Source organism: Deltaproteobacteria bacterium, from assembly GCA_003696105.1.
GTDB lineage: Bacteria > Myxococcota_A > Polyangia > Haliangiales > J016 > J016.
In genome coordinates this window covers 1-18,359 of sequence record RFGE01000309.1, presented here as the reverse complement: position 1 = coordinate 18,359, position 18,359 = coordinate 1, and the positions used below count along the sequence as shown (strand labels likewise).

The window sequence follows — 18,359 nt, the reverse complement described above, 5'->3', positions numbered from 1 at the left end:
GGCGGCGGCCGGCCGCGCCGGCGTCGCGGCCGCCGGCGGCGGGGCCGCCGCGGCGCGCGCCGGCGGACCGGACGCGCCCGGCACGAGCCAGCGCGGGGGCGCGGACGCCGGCCCGTCCACGGGCTCGCTGCGCCTGGCGGGCTCCGCGCGGTCCGCCCGGCGGTTCGTCGCGCTCGCCGCCGGCTTCGCGGTCGTCGCCGCCGGCCTCGCGCTCGTCGCCACCCGCGGCGCCCCCCCGAGCGCCGGCGCGGTCGACGCCGCCGATGCCGGGGTCGCGGTCGCCGCTCGCCCCGCGATCGTGGATGCCGGCGCGCCGGCGACGCGGGCCGACGCCCGTCCGGTGGACGCGGCGCCGCCCGATGCCGCGGCGCCGCACCGGCCGCCGCGCCGCACCGGCCGGCGACCGCCGCGCCGGCCGCCACCGCCCGCGCGTGCCGACGCCGCACCGCCTCCGCCCGAGCCGGCGCGCGGTCCGCCCGGCTTCCTCACGGTCGCCGCCGAGCCGTTCGCCGACGTGCGCGTCGACGGCGAGCCGGTCGGGCCGACGCCCATCCTCCGGCGCCGCCTGCCGCCCGGGCGGCACGAGGTCGTCCTCGTGAGTCCCGACACGGGCGCCGTGCGCCTGCGGCGCGTCGTCCACGTGGTGTCGGGCCGCGAGGTCCGCATCGTCGCCAAGTAGCGGGCGATGCGCCGGGACCCGCAGGTACCGGTCCGCCCTCTCGCGCGCGTCCGAGCTGGGACCTCGAGGGATCACCCGTGCGCCGGAATTGGATTTATCTGTCCGGAACTGAACGGTTTTTTTGTATGGCCCGGCGCTTGCTCTACCCGGGGGCGTCCAACCCGCACAAGGAGAGCCAGACCATGACACCGCGACTTCGTAGCTTCCTTCCCGCCCTTGCGCTTCCGCTGGCGTTCGCCGGCGCGTGCGCGACCGAAATGGACCCGGCCGACGACATCGAGCAGGCGCTCGAGCAGGACAACGGCGGGCTCACGATGGACGACGAGCTGCCGATGTTCGGCGAGGCGGACGCGTTCGCGGCCGCGGACGAGGACGCGGTCGACGCGCCGGTCGCCGACGCGCTCGAGTCCGACCCCGACGTCGTGGCGATGCGCGAGGCGCCCGACGCGGCGCTGTACGGGGTGACGATCGTCTGGGGCCAGATGCCGGTGGATCCGGACGAAACCCAGCCGCGCAACTGGAGCGGCGCGATTCGGATCAACCGGGGCGCGCTGCTGGTGCGCAGCACGATCCGGTTCGAGGACGGGACCGATCGGCTGCTGCCGCGCGACAACCCGCGCGAGGTCCGGTTCACGTCGGCCACGCGGCCGGCGCGCGACGGCCTGCGCCTGGCGATCATCGATCCCGAGCCGCGCTCCGACGAGCCGCTGGTCATCGCGTATGAGACGGCGGACGGCGAGCTGTTCTCGGCGCCGGTCGCCGCGCTGGTCGACGGGCCGATCGTCGAGGACGTGGACGACCGCGGCAACCGCGTCGTCGCCGTCGCCATCCGCCGCCCGGTGGATGTGTGCGAGCACGGCTTCCTCGCCGGCCGGTGGCACAAGATCGGCGAGCGATTCGGCGTGCTGCGCGGCCGCGTGACGGACGTCGACGGCAACGTGCTGGGCCACATGCGCGGCCTGTACGGCGTCCGCCGCAACGGCGAGAAGGTGTTCTTCGGCAAGTACATCAACCGCGACGGCGCGTTCCGCGGGCTGTTCGCCGGCCACTACGGCGACGGGCTGTTCGCCGGCCGGTGGCTCACCCGCGCGGGAGAACACGGCCGCCTCGGCGGGCACTACCGCGAGACGCTGCCGGGCCCCCGCGTCGGCGGCCACTACCTCGGGCGCTGGGCCGAGACGAGCTGCGGTATCGACGTCGGCCCGGGCCGCGACGTGCCTGGCGAAACCGACTGAGCGTCAGCGAACGCAGCCGCCCGCGGCTGTCCCTCGGCGGCGCCGGCCTCGCGGCTGGCGTCGCCGTTTTTTCGTGCGCCCGCGGCGATCGGTCCGCGGGCGGCGCGCCGCGGCCCGTGCCGACGTCGCGGCCCGCTCGCGTTCGGCGCGCCCGTCACCGCGGCGGCAGCGGCAGGCGCAGCCGGATCTGGCCGGTCGGCGCGTCCTCGTCCACGTCGCCAGCGCCGGCGACGTCACGTGCGTTCGGTTGATCGTGCAATGGGATCGGCGGGACATACGGCGCGTCCGGCGTGACGGCGCCGTAGGCCGCGCCATCGCCGGCCGGCGGCACGGCGTCGTCGGGGGGCAGGTCGTGGCGCGCCAGGTCGTCGCACGCCAGGTCGTCGCGCGCCAGGTCGACGTCCGGCACCAGGTCGGCCAGCCGTTCGTGCAGCGCGCGGCGGTAGTCGGGCCGGTGCGCGCCGGGTTCATCGATGCAGGCGAGCAGCGCGCCGGCGACGTGTTTCGGGCGGGCGACGGCGCCGGCGCGGTGGCCGTGTAGCCACACGCCGGTGACGCGCTCGGGCCGCCGCAGCGCGGCGAGCACGCGGTCGGCCGTGCGGTCCCACAGGTGGCGCGCGAGCGCCGTGCCGTCGGGGTCGAGGCACAGGCCGATCGGATCGGCCCCGACCCGCGCGATCGCGGGCCCGCCGCCGGCCGGAAGATCGATCGTGACGCGCGCCCCGTCGCGCCGGGGATCGCGCGCGCACACGCTGCGATGGCCGTCGCGGCAGTCGACCGCGTCGAGCGACCAGCGGTCGACTGCGAGGTCGCGCAGCTCCGGAGCCGGCACGCGCAGCCCCCTCGCGAGGTCGCCGACGCGCGCTCGGGACAGGCCGTCGCCGGGGCCGAGGTGATCGGCGAACGCGACCGACAGGCCGCCCGCGAGCGTGCACAGTGCGGCCGCGCGCGCGGTGCCGCCGCGCGTGCTGGACGCTTGCCACGACAGCTCCCAGCGGGCGCCCGGCAGGTCGTGGGCGGCGACCACGGCGGCCACGGCTCGTTCGATCGCCGCGCGCACGGCGGGTTCGCGCGGTGCAGGCTCGTCGCCGCGCGCGCGCTGCACGAGCTTGGCGCGAGTGGCTTGCAGGTTGCGCCGCAACGCCTCGGCCACGGCGCCGGCGACGGCGCGCAGGTCGTCGCTGTCCGCGCCGAAGAACGGATCGAGGTCCTGCTCGATCACGGCGCCCAGCGCCTCGAGCCGCGCCAGTTCGGTCTCGGTTTCGCGGCGGCGCCGGCGTTCGCGGCTGCGGTGCTCCGCTTCCTCGACGTCGATGCGCAGCAGCTCGGCGCAGGCGTCGGCGACGGCGTCGAGCGCGCGCACGAGCGCGGCGTCGGCGGCGGCGCGGGGCAGGGCGGTCACGCGGTCGCACCATGCGAACCCGGGGCCAGGCCGGTCGCCCCTGCGTTTCCAGGGCGTTGGCCGCACGCCGGGGTGTCGACACCCGAGGGCGGCGGCGCCATCGGGGTCCGGGCACCGCGGCGGCCCGGCGGCGCCGCCGCCGGTCAGAACACCTCGCCGAAGCCGAGGGACAGACGGCCCGGCAGGCCGCCGTCGAGCGGGACGGCCCAGTCGATGCGCAGCGCGTCCGGCCCCGTCTGCGGCGCGACGATGCGCGCGCCGATGCCGACGTCGTGGTGGACGGGAAACGCGGTGACCCGATCGGGGCGGGTCGCTGCACCCCCCGCGTCCCAGAACACGGTGCCGCCGACTCGGGCGAAGCCCAGGCGCCAGTGCAGCGTTCGGAGTTCGACCGTGACCACCGCGCGCGTGTCGCCCTCGAACGCCGCGACCGGGTATCCGCGAAGTCCCGTGTCGCCGCCCGCGGCGAGGAACTCGCCCCGCGTGCTGTCGCGGATCGCGCGCGCGTCGGCGCGCAGGACGGCTCGGACCCGTCGCCACGCCGACGGGGTGATCACCTCGGCGGCGGCCCGGTAGTCGCGATCGACGACGCCGGACGCCGTCCGGCGCTGCGCGACGCTGGCGCGCGCGCGGGCGTAGCCGTCCGCGCCGAGGCGCTCGGTCCAGCCGGCCGAGGCGCCGATGCGGACGAACCCGCGGTCCGAGCCGATGGGGCGCAGACCGACGGCGATCTCCGCGGCCAGGTCCGGGCCGAGTTGCAGATCCTCGGCCAGGTCATACGATCGCACGTCGTAGAGTTCGACGAAGCGCGCTTCGCTGAGCCGATAGCGGCCGACCAGCGACGAGGTGACCTCGTCCTCGGGCAGGATGTCGCGGATGAAGTCGTCCCGCGCCTCCGGCGACGCGGCGAAGCCGTCGAGCAGTTTCGGGGACGCGGCGCGAAGCTGGTGTCCGAACTCGATGTCGTGTTTGTATGCGGCCCCCGATCGATGCAGCGCGACCGCGTCGATGTCGATCGTCGCGAGGCGAAACGCGCGCGGCAACCGGTCGTCCTCCGGCGTGCTCGGCGCGTCGTAGCGCGCGAGGTCGTCACCGGCGAACGTGCGCTGCACCGTGTTGGCGCGGCGCGCGACCACGCGCCAGCCCCACTGCCGGTCGAGCGACCACAACGGCGATCCGATGGCCAGGGAGGCGACCGTGCCCTCGAACTGGGACGTCGCGCGCGAAAACGACGCGCCGAACTCGAGGTCGAGTGTGATGTGCGTGCCGGCGAGGTTCGGGTCTGCGTAGACGGGCCCCGCGGTGAACTGGCCCTGGTCCATCTCGAACAGCGCACCGACTTGCTTGCGGAGGCCCAGGAAGTTGCTTTCGGCGGGGCGCAGGAGCAGTGACGTGAGCGCGCCGTCTTGCACTTCGAAATCGGAGTTGAGCCGCAGGCTCCACACGTCCCACGTCACCACGAGAACGTCGACCGTGCCGCCGGAGTCGGTCGCCAGCGGCAGCACCACCGCCAGGCTGGTGCGCAGCGGATCGCGGAGCCGCCGCTCGGACTCCGCCGCGCGCTCCGCGTTCCACACGTCGCCCGGACGCAGCAACACCTCGCGGCGGACGGCCTCCGGGCGCGACGTGCGGTGCAGCGCGTCGAGCCATCGCAGCGGGCCGTCGCTGGGGCCGAACACGTCGAGGTTGACGACGCGGACCGTTCGGATTCGCTTGCCGCCCGGGGCCGGATCGACGCGGGCGGCGAGCGCGCGCAGGACGCGGTCGACCGCCTCGCGCTCGTACCCGCCGAGCCCGCGAAGCGCACTCTCGGCGGAATCGGTGGTGCCGCCGGCGAACGGCCGCGCGCGCGGTGCGGCGGTGGCAACGGCCGGCGAGGCGGCGACGGCGCCCGCGACGACCGCCAGGGCGACGGTCCGGCGGCGCATGGTCCCACTATAACCGCGCGGCGGCGCCGCGCCCGCCGCCGGTTCCAGCCTGGAGTCCGCGCAGCTGCCGGCGGGGTGCGCGTGCGGTTTTGCCTTTGTGACGCGACAGGGGTCTGCGACAATGTTGCCATGCGCGCTGCGCGGACGGCGGCCTGGCTGGCCGGGTTGGTTGCGGGCGCGACCGCCTGCGCGACCGCACAGTCCGACCCCGACGCCGCGCAGGGCGCCGCCGACGCCGCGCTCGCGCCGCCCGACGCCGCGCCGGGCACCGCCGACGCCGCGCCCGCGCCGCCCGACGCCGCGCCGCGTCCGCCCGACGCCGCGGGGCCGGTGACCGTCACGCTGTCGCACTCGACGTCCGATGCGATCGTCGCGGGCAACTCGGTGTCCTGCAACAACAGCACCACCAACTCGCACACCGACAACAGCTATTGGCGCGTGTTCGATCTCCCCGCGCTCGGCGTCACCGGCCCGTTCGTCATCGACCAGGTTGCCTTCGGCGTCGAAGAGGCCACCGCGGGGTCGGGCGGCACACAGCCGGCGACGGTCCGCTTCTACACGCTCGCCGGACCGTTGGCGATCGCGAACCTGACGCTGATCGGGTCGACGCCGGTGTCGATTCCGAACCAGACGCTGACGATCTTCTCCGCGCCGGTGTCGGGGATCACGGTCCCCGCGGGCGCGACGCTCGCGGTGGAGGTGTTCACGCCCAACGGCCAGGCCGCCGGCCACGTGTTCTTCATCGGCAGCAACGCGCAGCCCGAAGCCGCGCCGACCTATTTGAGCGCGGCCGACTGCGGGGTCACCGAGCCGACGCCGACGACGGACATCGGCTTCCCGGACATGCACATCGTGCTGAAAGTGACCGGGCGATACACGCCGTAGCTCGTATCGGTTGCTGATTCACCTGTTCCGGTCGCCTGGTCAGGAAACTGCGCGGGACGGTCGCTTGATCCGCCGCGGCGCCGATCTCACACTGGGGATCGATGGATGCGCGGTGGCCGGGGCGCAGAGCGCGCAGGTTTCGCTGGCGCAATCGCCAGTTCTCGGACGGCGATCCCGTCGTCCGCGCCGGCGCGCTGCTCGCGTTCGTCGACGCGGCCTGCGGCTTGGGGGCGAGCGAACACCGGCTGCTCGACGGCGTCGGGGTCGCGCGCGCGGCGCTCGCCGAACCGCGCGCGCGCATCAGCTGGCGCCAGTTCGTGCGCGCCTACGACAATGCGGTGCGCGAAGGGTTCGGCGCGACGGAGTTCGAACGCTGCGGCGAGCGCGCCGCGGGGCACCCGCGCGTGCTCGTGTCGGCGCTCGCGCCGCTGTTCGCCCGACCCGAGCACATGCTCGCGGTCGGACTGCGTTGGATCGGGCCGGCGCTGTTTCCGGTGATCGATAGCGACGTGCGGCGCGCGGGGCGTCGGATCGACCTGCACATCGAGATACCGCCCGGGCTGGCGCCGTGCGAGGGGTTCTTTCACACCACGACCGGGCTGATGCGTGCGGCGCCGGTGGCCGTCGGCGGGACGCCGGCGGTGGTCCGCGCCCGGGTGACGCCCCGGTTCGGCGACTACGAGATCGAGTGCGGCCGGTCGGCGCGGCGCGGCCTGCGCCTGGGGAGAATCGCCGCGGCCCTGCTGTCGGCGCCGCGGCTCGCGGCGCTGTTGGCGGACCAGGAGGCGCAGCTGCAAGACGGGCTCGCCGCCGCGGTCGAGGCGCAGCGGCAGTTCCGCGCTCTGGTCGACGCGCTGCCCGATGCCGCGTTCGTCGTCCGCGACGGCGTGGTCGTGTTCGCGAATCCTGCCGCGGTCCGCCTGGTGGACGCCGGCGGCACGGACGCGCTGGTCGGGCGCCGTTGGTCCGAGCTGGTGTCCACCGGTGACGCGAGCGGGCAAGGGATCCTCCGGTCGGCGCAGGGGGCTGCGCGCGAGGTCGAGTGGACGCAGTCGGGAGACGTCGTGGTCGACGGCGCGCCGGCCGCGTTGGTCATCGTCCGCGACGTCACGCAGCGGCGCGAGCTGGAGCGCCAGCTCGCCCTCGCGGACCGGATGGCGTCGCTGTCGCTGATCGCCGCCGGGGTCGCACACGAGGTCAACAACCCGCTGTCGCTGGTGACGACGAACCTCGCCCTCGCCGAGCGCGCCATGGCGTCCGGTGACGACGCGCGCTCGTATTTGCGGGCCGCGCGCGACGGCGCGGAGCGAGCGGCCGCGGTGATCGGCGACTTGCGGGCGCTCGCGAAGCCAGCCGCGGCCACCCCCGAGGTCGTCGCCGTCCGCGGCGTGCTCGAGTCCACGGCGACGTTGGTGCGCGCGCGGGCGCGCGATCGCGCGGCGGTCGCCGTGGATGCGGCCCCGGATGTCGCCGTCGTGGCGGATCGCGGCCGGATCGGCCAGGTCGTGCTCAACCTGACGCTCAACGCGCTCGATGCGGTCGATCCGGCGCGCGCCGCGGTCAACCGCGTGGTGTTGCGCGCGCGTCGCGACGGCGACGTCGCGTGCATCGAAGTGGAGGACAACGGACCCGGCATTCCCGAGTCCGTGCGCGAGCGGTTGTTCGAGCCGTTTTTCACGACGCGCGGGGACCGCGGGGGCACCGGGTTGGGGCTCGCCGTGGCGCGGCGTATCGTCGAGGACGCGGGCGGCCGGATCGAAGTGGACACGCGAGTCGGTCGCGGCACCGTGTTTCGCGTGCGGCTGCCCGCGGCGTCCGCGTTGGCCGTCGCGCCGGCGTCCACCGCCGGCGCGCCGTCCGCCGCGCCGGGCCGAGAGGATGCCGCGCCGGAGGCGGCGTCCACGGCGTCGCGGACCGGCCGTCGCGTGCTGTTGGTCGACGACGAGCCGCGGCTGCGGCGCGCGCTGGCCGACGCGCTCGCCGAGGGCGGCTACACCGTGGTGACGGCCGGCTCGGTGGCGGACGCGGTCGCTCGGTTGGACGACGCGGGCGCGTTCGATGTGATCGTCTGCGACTACCTACTCGACGGCGCGACCGGCGAGGCGTTGTACGAGGAAGTCGCGCGGCGCGATCGCGTGCTGGCGCGGGCGATGGTGTTCATGACCGGCGGCGCATGGCTACCCGAGGCGCGCGCCTTCCTGTCTCGGGTCGGCAATCCGGTGCTACACAAGCCGTTTTCGCCCGACGAGCTGCGCACCGCGATCGCGCGCGCCGTGGCCGCGGCGTAGCGCGCCCGCGGCTCGGTGGTTCCCGCGCAGGCGCCGCGGTAGGATCGGTGCGATGCGGTTCGCGGTGTGCAGCGACGAGCCCTACGCGATCAACGAGCAGGCGGTGCGCGAACTCGAGGCGCGCGGCCACGAGGTCGTCCGGTTCGGTTCCCTCGCTTCCGGCAAGGAGGAGCCCTGGGCGGAGGTCGGCCGGCGCGCCGCCGAGGCGGTGGCATCGGGCGAATGCGACGAGGGCGTGTTCTTTTGCTGGACGGGCACCGGGATCTCGATCGCGGCCAACAAGGTGCCGGGCGTGCGCGCCGCGCTGTGCACGGACGCGCAGACCGCGCGCGGCGCGCGCATCTGGAACCACGCCAACGTGCTCGCTCTGTCCAACCGGCTCACGAGCCCCGACGTGCTCGTGGAGATCCTCGACGCATGGTTGGCGACGCCGCCGGACGACCGCGGCGCCGCCGGCGTCGCCGGCGTCGCGGCGATCGAGCGCGACTACGCCCGGCGCTAGGGACAGCCCCGAATCGGCCCGCGCGGCGGGACGGCGTTGCGGCCGATGGTCGGCAGCGCGGCGAGGGCCTCGCGCCCGGCGCCCCCCTCGTCGCAGGCGGTCGGCCCTGGCGCGCGATCACGCCAGCGACAGACCGCCGGCGACGAGCAGCAAGCCGAAGACCACCGCGCGAAACGGGCGCTCGGGTATGCGGCGGTGGACCCGTTCCCCCAACGCGATGGCGACCGCCAGCGCGGGGACGAGCGCGGCGACCGCGCGCAGCTGCGCGCCGCCGAGCCGCCCGTCGGCGATGAACGCCGCGAGCAGCGCGGCGTTGAGCACCAGCCACAGCACGGCCAGCGTGCTGCGCAGGGCGCCCTTGGACAGATCCGCGCGCCCGAGCGCGTACACGAGCAGCGGGCCGCCGGTCGCGAGCATGCCGTGCACGACGCCCGCCGCGCCGATGCACGCGGCCGTCGCGGCGGGCGGCAGCGGTCGCGGCGGCGCGCCCGGGCGCGCGAGCCGCCACAGCTCGCGCGCCGACACCGCGACGACGAGCGCGCCGAGCACGCGGCGCAGCGCCGCGGCGTCGAGGCCGCGACCGACGGCGTAGCCGATCGCGCCGCCCGCGGCCATCAACGGCAGCACGCGCATCCACAGCAGGCGCCACGCCACGTGGTGGGCGTGGCGCGCGACGAGGTACACGGTCAGGCCGACGTTGAGCGGCACGACGATCGGCAACAGCACCGGGATCGGTGCGAACAGCGAGCCGAGGGTGAGCGACAGCACCGTGGAGCCGAAGCCAGCCGTTGCCTCGGCCGTGAACGCGACGAGCACGACGGCGGACAGCAGCGCGAGGTTCGGCGTGGGCACGGCGCGAGTCTGCCGGCGGTCGCCTCCGGGCGCAAGCGACGCACCGCGGTGGGCGGCGGACGGCGAGCGGTCCATGCGGGGGCGCAGCGGGGCCGGTGGCGCGGTGGCCGAGGCGCCGCGCCGCGCGGCCGCGCTGCCAACACAGTCGACGCGCGCATGCGCGGCGGGCGTTCGGATTTCAGACGGCGCGAGATGCACTCCGGCGCGGCGACGACGCCAGCAGCGCGGGCAGCACGACGAGGGTCGACACTAAGCAGCCGGCGATCGTCACCGCGACGAGTTCGCCGAACTGTTGCACCGGGACGAACTCGCTCAATTGCAGGATGGAAAAGCCGACGACGAGGCTCAGGTAGCTCGCGACCACCGCCTTTCCCGTGCCGCGCATCGCGGCCGCCAGCGCGGAGTCGCGATCGGCCCCGGACCGCTGTTCGTCGACGTAGCGGGCGAGGATGTGGATGGTGCCGTCGACGGCGAGACCGATCGTGATCGCAAAGATGATCGCCGTCGCAGTGTTGAGCGGAATGCCGCGCAGCCGCATGTAGCCGAGCGTGAGAGCCAGCGGCAGCACGTTGGGCGGCAGGCTCACGAGTCCGAGCCGCACGCTGCGGAACAGCCCCGCCAGCACGGCAAAGATGATCGCGGTGGCCAGCACGAGCGACTCGACCAGATCGGAGGTGACGGTGTCGAGCCCGAGGGAGGACACGTACCCCTCTCCCGCGAGGTCGACGCGGACGCCGGGCAGCGAGGCCAGCTCGGCCTCGGCGCGCGCGCGCAGGGCGGCGGCGAAGCGCAGCAGCGCTCGGCCGCCGACGTCGCGCATCGACACGGTCAGCCGCGCGCGCGCGCGGTCGGGCGTCACGAAGGCGCGCGCGGCGCCGGCGGCGTCGAGCGCGGCGCCGAGTGCGCGCAGCGCGCCGGCATCGGGCAGGGGGCCGGACCGCGCGGCGGGGTCGCCGGTGAGCTGCACCCACGTCTCGCGCACGAGCGCGGGGTAGCCGGTGGCGTCGAGCACGCCGGGTTGCGCGGCGGCCCACTGGGCGATTCGCTCCAGCGCGGCGAGGGCGTCGCGCCGGTCGAAGGTCCCCGGCGGCGCGGCGATGCTCACCTCGATCGGCCGCACGCCGAGCAGCTCGCGCTCGACGAGCTGTAGCGTGGCGTACGCCGGGTCGTCCGGCTCGTACTGGTCGGCGACGAAGGTGTCGATGGTGAGCGTACTCGCCGCGGCCGCGGCCGCCGCGAGCACGGCGGCCGCGACGGCCAGCACGGCGATGCGGCGCCGGCGGACGCGCCGGAGCACCGCGTCGAGCGCGTGCTCGATGCGGCCGTGTTCGTGGTCGGCGATCGGCTGCCGCGGCGGGCGCACCGAAGCGAGCGCGATCGGGACGAACGCGACCGTGATCGCGTAGGCCGCGAGGACGCCGAACGCCGCGAGCAGGCCGAAACGCCGCAGAATCGGCATGTCGGAGACGGCGAGGGAGGCGAATCCGACGGCGGTGGTAAACGACGTGAGGAAGCAGGCGACCGCCATGCTGCGCAGCGCGTCGGTCGCGGCCGTCGGGCTGTCGGCGCCGGCCGCCGCGCGCTCGCCGTAGCGCGTCACGATGTGGATCGAGTCGCTCAGCCCGATGACGATGATCAGCATCGGGACGATGTTGTTGATGATGTCCAGGCGCACGCCGAGCCAGCCCATCGCGCCGACCAGCGTGAGCGCCGACAGGCCGACGGCGACCGGCGGCAGCAGCAACGCGGGCAGCCAGCGAAACGTCGCGAGCAGGATGAGCAGACACACGGCGAACGTCGCGGGAAACAGCGTCACCTGATCGGCCTTCATCTTGCGGATGAGTCCCACGCGCAGCACGGGCAGGCCGCCGAGCCGCACCCGTACGCCGGCGGGGGGCGAATGCGCGGCGACCCACGCCTCCATGTCCTCGACGGCGCGCTCGATGGCGTCGTTGCGGCTGACGCCCGCGGCGAGCGTGACGGCGACGACCGCGAGGCGGCGATCGCGCGACACGAGTCGTCCCTCGAGCAAACGGTTGGCCGCGACGGCGGCGCGCACGCGCGCGGCGGCCGCCGCGTCGACCGCGGCGCCGTCGACCGGGGGCGCGATCCGCAGGCGTCCGGCGGCGAGATCGGCGAGCAGCGACGCCGCGGACGCGGGACCGGACGGCGGTCCGATCCGCTGTACGGCCGGCACCGTGGTGACGCTCGCCGCGTGAGCCGCCCACGGCCGCGCGCCCAGCGACCGCGTCGCATCGTGGACGTATTGCAACACCGGCGGCGCGAGCGCGTCGGCCGCCTCCACCAGGACCAGCGCGACGTTGTCCGTGTTGCCGAACGCCGCCTGGAACGCGGCCGAGGCGGCCCGCTGATCGTCGAGACCGGTGAACAGGTCGTCGGGAGTGAAGTCGGCTTCGACCCGCAACGCGCCGGCGACCGCGATCGCGGTGACGGCCGCGAGGACCGCGGCTACCGCGCGGCGGCGTGCGATCGCCGCGCGGGCGGCGCGATCGAGCAGCGGGGACGAACTCGGTCCGGTCGGCATGGCAGTATGATCGATGGGCGGTGCCGGGATGGTCCCGGACCGGCGAACCTACCTCGGGGGGACCACGATTGCACCGGATCGACCTCGACACGCTGTACGAGCGCGCCGGGGAGTACGACGCGGCGGTGGCGTCCCGCACCGAGGTCGATCGGTTCTGTACCAGCTCCGACTGGATCCTGCCGGCACACGAGGAACTGATGCCGCCGCGCGAGCCGCTCCTGTTTCGCGACGGCGACGCATGGATCGCGTTCGCCCGCGGGCGACACGAGCGGGGCTTCACCTACCTCGAGCCGCTGGAGGCGAGCTGGGCGCTCGCGTCGCCGGTCGTCGGCGCCGAGCCGGAGGCGCTGGTGGCGGTGTGTGCGAACCACCGGTGGGACGTGTTGTTGCTGGCCGGCCTGCTCGACGGAACGGACGCCAAGCGGCGGCTGTTGGCTGAACTCGGTCGCCGCTACGACCTGCGGCGCGGCGCGACCACCGTGCGCCACGTCGCGGATCTCGCCGCCGGTGTCGACGGCTACCTCGCGCGCCGGTCGCGCAACTTCCGCCGGTCGCTGTCGCGCGCGCGGCGGCGGGCGCGCGATGCGGGCGTCGACATCGTCGCGGCCGACCGGGAGCCGCCGGATGCGGCGATCGCGCGCGTGCTCGCGGTCGACGCCCGCAGTTGGAAGGGCCGCGCCGGCGTCGGGATCGAAGGGTCGGGCCTGCGCGGCTTCTACGCGCGGATGGTTGGGCGCCTCGCCGCGCGCGGCGCGTTGCGGTTGCGGTTCGCGCGGCACGGGGACCGGGACGTCGCGTTCATTCTCGGGGGCGTTTTCGGTGACACCTACCGCGGCCTGCAGTTCGCGTACGACGCGGACTGGGCGCGCATCGGGCTCGGCAATCTGTGCCAGATCGAGCAGATGGCCGCGCTGTGCAGCGAGGGCATCGCGGTGTACGACCTCGGGACGACCGGCGGCCGCTACAAGCGGCGGTGGGCGGACCGCACGGTCGCGTCGACGCTGTACGTCGTGGTCAACGCGTGACGTGCCGCGATGCGCGCTACAGCAGCCGCAGGAATGCGCGCAGCGCCGCGCGGTCACCGGCCGACAGCCGCTCGGCGTCCGCGGGGGCGCCGTCGTGATAGAAGGTGTCGCCGCGCCACGCCGCGCGCGCCAGCACGTCGTCGAGCGACTTCGCGCTGCCGTTGGTGAAGTACGGCCACCGCTTGTACAGGCGTCGCAGGGAGAACACGCGCGTTCCGTTCGGGTGCGGGTAGGGCGTCACGCCGGTCTTGTGATAGTCGGCGGTCGCCCACACGATCGGACCGGACGGCGACAGCACCAGCGCCTCCCAGCGCTCGAACGGTACGGCCGACGCGGGATCCTCGGCGATCAGGCGCGGCGCGTGGCATCCGGCGCACCGGTCGCGGAACACCGCCGCCCCGGCGCGCTCGACCGGCGAAAACGCCGTGCGCCCGGCGGCCAGCGGGTTCGGGCGGTGGCTGAACACCATCAAGAAATGCATGAAGGATCGCCGGAGAAATACCGGAGATAACTTGGCTGGCACGTCGCCGAAGGTGCGCAGCCACGGGTGCGCGTCGCGGTCGAGCGAAAACCACGGTCCGCGCGGGCTCGTCTTGTTCGCGACCCGGAACTCGGCGTGAACCATGCGAGCCATCGTCTTGTCGAGCGCGCGCGAAAAGTAGGGCCGATTGTTGAACAGCCCGAGCAGCGGCTTGGTCGACGCGTGGATGTCGGCGCGGCCGGTGTAGTGGACGCGGCCGTCGGCGTAGCCCTCGTAGTGGCACGTCTCGCAGGTGAATCGGCTCGCGCGGCCGTCGGTCGGGTTCCACGGCGCCATCAACTTGGTGAACAGCAGCGCCTCGCCGACTCGGACCTCGGGGTCTCGCGGGTCGGGCGCGTCGGTCGCGGGCACGATGCGCGGGGCCGCGCCGTCGCCGAACGCGACCCAGGCGTCGAGCAGCGGGTTGGCGGCGACGAACCTCCCCGGCGCGACCGGCGCGGCCGCCGACGTGCCGGGCGGCAGCGGTCCGGTACGCACCGCCGGTGGCGCGGCCAGGTCCGTCCACGTCAGCTCCACCCAGCGTTCGCCGGCGTACCCGGCGGTCCACACCCGCGCGCCGCGCCCGTCGCTCGCAAGCGACACCCACTTGGGGGTCACCGCGTCGACTTCGGACAGGTTGACCGCGGCGAGCCTGCGAGCGCCCGCGCGGTCGACCGCGTACAGGTAGAGAAACGAGTCGATGTAGCCGAACGAGCCGTTCTTGCGCTCGAGCGGGTGGTCCTCGACCCCGCCGGCGGCGACCAGCCAGCCGTCCGCGCGGGGCACGGCGTCCACCGACCACAGCGGGCCGTCGTGGACGATGCGCGCGCGCGGCGGCCCGCCGGCGAGCGGCACCGCGACGAGCGCGTGGTCCAGCAGGCAGTCGACCCACACCGCGCGACCGGCGGCCACGAGGCGCATCGGCCCGTGGCAGCGAAACAGCTCGCGGCGCTCGCCGCCGTCCGGCGCCAGCGACAGCACCCGGCCGTCCACCTCCTCGGCGACCAGCAGGCGATCGCCGGCGACCGCGAGCGCGCGCGCGCCGCGGACGTCGCCGAGGTCGACGGTGCCCGCCGGCCGCAGCCGCCCGCCGGCGACCTCGTACCGGTGCAGTGCGCCGGTGAGCTCGCCGACCGCGTAGACGGTGTCGCCGGCCGCCGCGAGCGCGGTCGGGGACGGCGGCGCGGGAAGTCGCTGCAGCGGCCGGCCGGCCGCGTCGACCACGGCGAGCGCGTCCGCGCCGCGCAGGGCGATCGCGAACCGGTCCGGCGCGAACCGCACGATGGCGTAGGGGTCGGGGCCGAGGGTCGCGCTCGACGGCGGCAGCGACGCGAAATCGGTGTGTGCGCGCGCGTCGTCCTCCCACGCGCGGAGCGCCTCGATCGGGTCGGCCGGTTCGATGCGCGGTCCGGCGACCGGCCGCCCGTCGCGCGCCGGCTCGCCGGCAGCGCCGGATGCGGTCGGACCCGGCGCCGCGCCGCGCGCCGACGGGACGGCGGGTCGCGCCGCGCGATCGGCGTCGCCGCAGCCGATGGCCGCGAGCACCGCCGCGACGGTCAGAGGGCGTGTCACGGCGCCGCAGTGTAGCGGCGCGCGCTCGCGCGTGCCACCGTGCGGGCGCTCAAAACGTGTAGCGCAGAAAGGACTGGACGGTGACGGCTTGCGCGCGCTGGAACTGGGTGTAGTTGGCCCACTCGCCCGCGACGCCGAAGGCGTAGTGGCGGTTTTGCAGCTGATACTCCAGGCCGCCGCCGGCGGCGAAGACGAGGGTGAACCGCTCGCCGGGGTCCAGCAGCCGCGCCCGTTCGAGAAGGTTGGACGACACCATCGCGATGCCGACGCCGCCCTGGGCGAACGCGGCGATGCGGCCGACGCGGAAGCCGAGCCGCGCGTCGCCGCTGGCGGCGTACAGTTGGAAGTATTCGCCGTCGGGCGGCGGCGGCACGGTGGCTTCGTGCGTCGATGCCCACAGGTGTCCGCCGACCGAGAGCCAGGACCACAGGTCGATGCCGGCGCGAACCCCGAGCGCCGGCCCGACCGCGGCGGCCGATCTCGCGTTGCCGACGAACGCCGTTGCGCCGAGGGCGCCCTCGGCGTAGGGGCCGGTGGACGCGGGCCGGTCGTCCGCGCGCGCCGCGGACGGCGCGGCGGCCAGCAAGGCGAGGGCGGCGAGATAGCGGCGAACGGACGCGGCGGCCAGGGGCAGCCCCCGGCCGCGTCGCCGCAACGCGGAGCGCGTCGGGTGCCGACCGCAGACGTGCGCGGCCGGTGCGGCGCTGGACGGCGTACCCGCGTGACGGCGGAGCAGCGCGGCGTGGAAGTTGGGGGCCATGGCGATCGGTGAGTGCGCGCGCGGACCGGGTACGTCCTACGAGCCGGGATCGGGCATCGGCGGCATGAGGTCGGCGGGCGTGAACACGGCCAGCTCGTCCGGCGGCGCCGCGCCGAGCTGGTCGTGCAGCAATCCGCGATGATCGCGCACGCGCACCGTGAACTCTAACACCAGGTGCGCGGTGCCCGAAAGCCGCAGCTCGAGTTCCACGAGGCCGGCGAACACGTCCCGCGGCAGCGTGACGCCGGTGGTGGAGTCGACCAGCGACGGGGTGTCCTCGTCGACGCCGAGGAGCACGACCACCGGATCCGCGCCGGCACGCGACATCAGATCGAGATCGATCGCCGCTTCGACCAGCTGGTCCTCGCGGACGACTCCCGAGCGCGTCTCGAGCGGCTCGAGCTGCAGCGGCGGGCCGTCGACCAGCGGTGGCGGGGGCTGCACCTCGTCCTCGTCTTCGTCGATGTCGAACAACTCGGGGACGAACCGCCACCACTGGTTGGCGCCGTTGACGTCGATGCGCGCGACGGCGGGCGCGTCGTCGAGGTTGCGCAGCGTCCATTCGATCGACACGTCCATGTCGCCGAGCTTGACGTAGGGAATGCTGTCGGCCGGGACGCCGAGCTCCGCGGCGCGCGCCTCGCGGTCGGCGACGTCGTCGTCAGTTTCGACGCGGATCGGCAGCGCGACCGTCCTCATCGCGGTCGGAGCGCCCATGTCGCCGGCGTTGACTTCCAGCACCGGTGTGGGCGGCGTGACGTAGACGGGGTCGTCCGCGCACCCGGCGGCGGGCGCGAGCAGGGCGGCGGCCGTTGGCAGCAGCACGATCGACGACAGACGGATGGACATGGGGCCCTCGCTAGCGCGGCGCAAACAGGAACGGATAGTTGACGATCGCCTTGCGCCCGCCTTTTGGTTTTGGAAATCGCATGCGCAGCACTTGGCGGACGATGCAGTCCTCGACCGCCCCGTTGCGCATCGTCGTGCTCTTGACCTTCGCCGATGTGACCGCGCCGCCGTCGATGGTCCAGCGGATGACGATCTTTCCCGACAGCTTGGGACTGCGCTGGAGCTGGCGCTCGTAGCACGCGCGGATCGCGTTTTTGCGCGACTGGACCACCTTGTTGATCTGGTCGGCGGTGAGGTCGCCGAAGTCGCCGGACGCGGTGCCCGTCGTGACCTGGACGCGCGCCTCCTTGAGCCCGCCGCCGCCCGCGACGCCGCGCGGCGGACGCTTGCCGCCGGTCTTGATGACGCCCTGGGTGACGACGTCCCCGTGCGCGGTGCCGCCGCCGCCCGGGCCCTTCCCCGTCCCGCCGCGGGTCGTGCCGGTCCCCTCTCCCGGACCGACCCCCGTGCCGCGGCCGGAACCAAAGCCGCCGAGACCGCCGTGGTTCGCCGGGCCCTGGATGCGCGCCATCGCGTTGCCGAGCCGCCGGTCGAAACCGCCCCGGCGCGCGACCTTCTCGAGGCTGGCGCTGTGGCGCAACAGACCGGTCGATCGCACTTTCGCGACCACGGCGTCGGCGTCGCCCTGGTCCGGGTCCGGTGCGCGCCGCCGGGGCTTGTCGCCTTCGCCGCCCGACTTGCCCGATTCGCCGACGGTCGAAGCCGGCGGCGCGTCCGGCTCGCCGTCTTCCGTTCCGGCCTTCACGTCGTCGAGCGGCACGTCTTGGATCTGCACGGGCCGCTCGATGTCGTATTGGGCGAGGGGATCGACCGTGCCCGGAAACAGGAAGCTGTGCCGCCGCGCGTCGCGCATCTGGTACGAGTAGATCAGCAGGACGCCGTGGAGCACGAACGAGAACGCGAGCGCGGGGGCGAGGAGTTCGGCGTCCAAACGGCGGCGATGGGGCAGCGGCTCGTCGACCGGGACGTAGTGAAAGAACACCTTGTGATCGCCGCGCCCGTCGAGTTCGACCAGGCCCCAATCGCCGGGGGAGATCGGCGTCGCGCGAAACGCGCCGGCGCTGCCGCGCGGACGCTCGCCGCTGCGCGCAAGGAAATCTTCGACCGCCATCTCCTCGCCGCCGAGCTTGACGGTGCCGCTCATCCCCTCGCCGAGGGTGAGCACATGACCGCGCGAGCCCCAGCGGATCAGCGCGAAGCCCCGCGGCAGCCCGAGGTCGGGCGTGGTGAACATCGCGTCCGCATCCGGCCCGATGG

The 18,359-nt window shown here is 74.8% G+C and carries 13 protein-coding genes and 1 pseudogene; 6 read left to right on the top strand and 8 right to left on the bottom strand.

Translation table 11 applies throughout. The features are described 5' to 3' along the window. A partial coding sequence (locus tag D6689_19560; protein RMH38477.1) for a hypothetical protein occupies window positions 1–679 on the top strand: 679 nt, incomplete at its 5' end. A 257-nt stretch (window positions 680–936) separates the two neighbouring features. Continuing rightward, a complete protein-coding gene (locus D6689_19555; GenBank protein RMH38476.1) occupies window positions 937–1,914 on the top strand; it encodes a hypothetical protein in 978 nt (325 codons plus the stop codon). A 154-nt stretch (window positions 1,915–2,068) separates the two neighbouring features. Here D6689_19555 and D6689_19550 read toward each other — a convergent pair whose 3' ends face one another. Both D6689_19550 and D6689_19545 read right to left on the bottom strand, forming a co-directional pair. After that, window positions 2,069–3,316 carry a hypothetical protein gene (locus D6689_19550; protein ID RMH38475.1) on the bottom strand — a complete coding sequence of 416 codons (1,248 nt, stop codon included), beginning with the start codon at window positions 3,314–3,316 and terminating at the stop codon, window positions 2,069–2,071. Window positions 3,317–3,459: 143 nt separating this feature from the next. After that, window positions 3,460–5,244 carry a hypothetical protein gene (locus D6689_19545; GenBank protein ID RMH38474.1) on the bottom strand — a complete coding sequence of 595 codons (1,785 nt, stop codon included), beginning with the start codon at window positions 5,242–5,244 and terminating at the stop codon, window positions 3,460–3,462. Window positions 5,245–5,469: 225 nt separating this feature from the next. Here D6689_19545 and D6689_19540 point away from each other — a divergent pair. The 3 genes and pseudogenes from D6689_19540 to D6689_19530 all read left to right on the top strand — a co-directional run bounded on the left by D6689_19540 (window position 5,470) and on the right by D6689_19530 (window position 8,919). Continuing rightward, window positions 5,470–5,577 (top strand): annotated as a pseudogene (locus D6689_19540) (M23 family peptidase). Window positions 5,578–6,230: 653 nt separating this feature from the next. Further along, complete coding sequence (locus D6689_19535; protein ID RMH38473.1) at window positions 6,231–8,417, top strand: response regulator; 2,187 nt, start codon at window positions 6,231–6,233, stop codon at window positions 8,415–8,417. A 52-nt stretch (window positions 8,418–8,469) separates the two neighbouring features. Continuing rightward, on the top strand, window positions 8,470–8,919 hold the full coding sequence (locus D6689_19530; protein ID RMH38472.1) for an RpiB/LacA/LacB family sugar-phosphate isomerase: 450 nt from the start codon (window positions 8,470–8,472) through the stop codon (window positions 8,917–8,919). Window positions 8,920–9,036: 117 nt separating this feature from the next. Here the strand turns inward: D6689_19530 and D6689_19525 are convergent, their stop codons facing one another. Next, a complete protein-coding gene (locus D6689_19525) occupies window positions 9,037–9,846 on the bottom strand; it encodes a sulfite exporter TauE/SafE family protein (protein RMH38471.1) in 810 nt (269 codons plus the stop codon). 103 nt (window positions 9,847–9,949) lie between these two features. Beyond that, window positions 9,950–12,316, bottom strand: a complete 2,367-nt coding sequence (locus D6689_19520; GenBank protein RMH38470.1) for a hypothetical protein — start codon at window positions 12,314–12,316, stop codon at window positions 9,950–9,952. 68 nt (window positions 12,317–12,384) lie between these two features. On the opposite strand from D6689_19520, the gene D6689_19515 reads away from it, so the two are divergent. Beyond that, complete coding sequence (locus D6689_19515; GenBank protein RMH38469.1) at window positions 12,385–13,341, top strand: GNAT family N-acetyltransferase; 957 nt, start codon at window positions 12,385–12,387, stop codon at window positions 13,339–13,341. Window positions 13,342–13,357: 16 nt separating this feature from the next. Here the strand turns inward: D6689_19515 and D6689_19510 are convergent, their stop codons facing one another. From D6689_19510 to D6689_19495, 4 genes are all read right to left on the bottom strand, one after another. After that, complete coding sequence (locus tag D6689_19510) at window positions 13,358–15,433, bottom strand: hypothetical protein (GenBank protein ID RMH38468.1); 2,076 nt, start codon at window positions 15,431–15,433, stop codon at window positions 13,358–13,360. A gap of 49 nt (window positions 15,434–15,482) precedes the next feature. Continuing rightward, window positions 15,483–16,193, bottom strand: coding sequence for a hypothetical protein (locus tag D6689_19505; protein RMH38467.1), 711 nt, complete (start codon window positions 16,191–16,193; stop codon window positions 15,483–15,485). Between the two features lie 36 nt (window positions 16,194–16,229). Further along, on the bottom strand, window positions 16,230–17,042 hold the full coding sequence (locus tag D6689_19500) for a hypothetical protein (protein RMH38466.1): 813 nt from the start codon (window positions 17,040–17,042) through the stop codon (window positions 16,230–16,232). A 10-nt stretch (window positions 17,043–17,052) separates the two neighbouring features. Further along, window positions 17,053–18,359, bottom strand: a 1,307-nt coding sequence (locus tag D6689_19495) for a hypothetical protein (protein ID RMH38465.1), incomplete at its 5' end; no start/stop codon positions are given.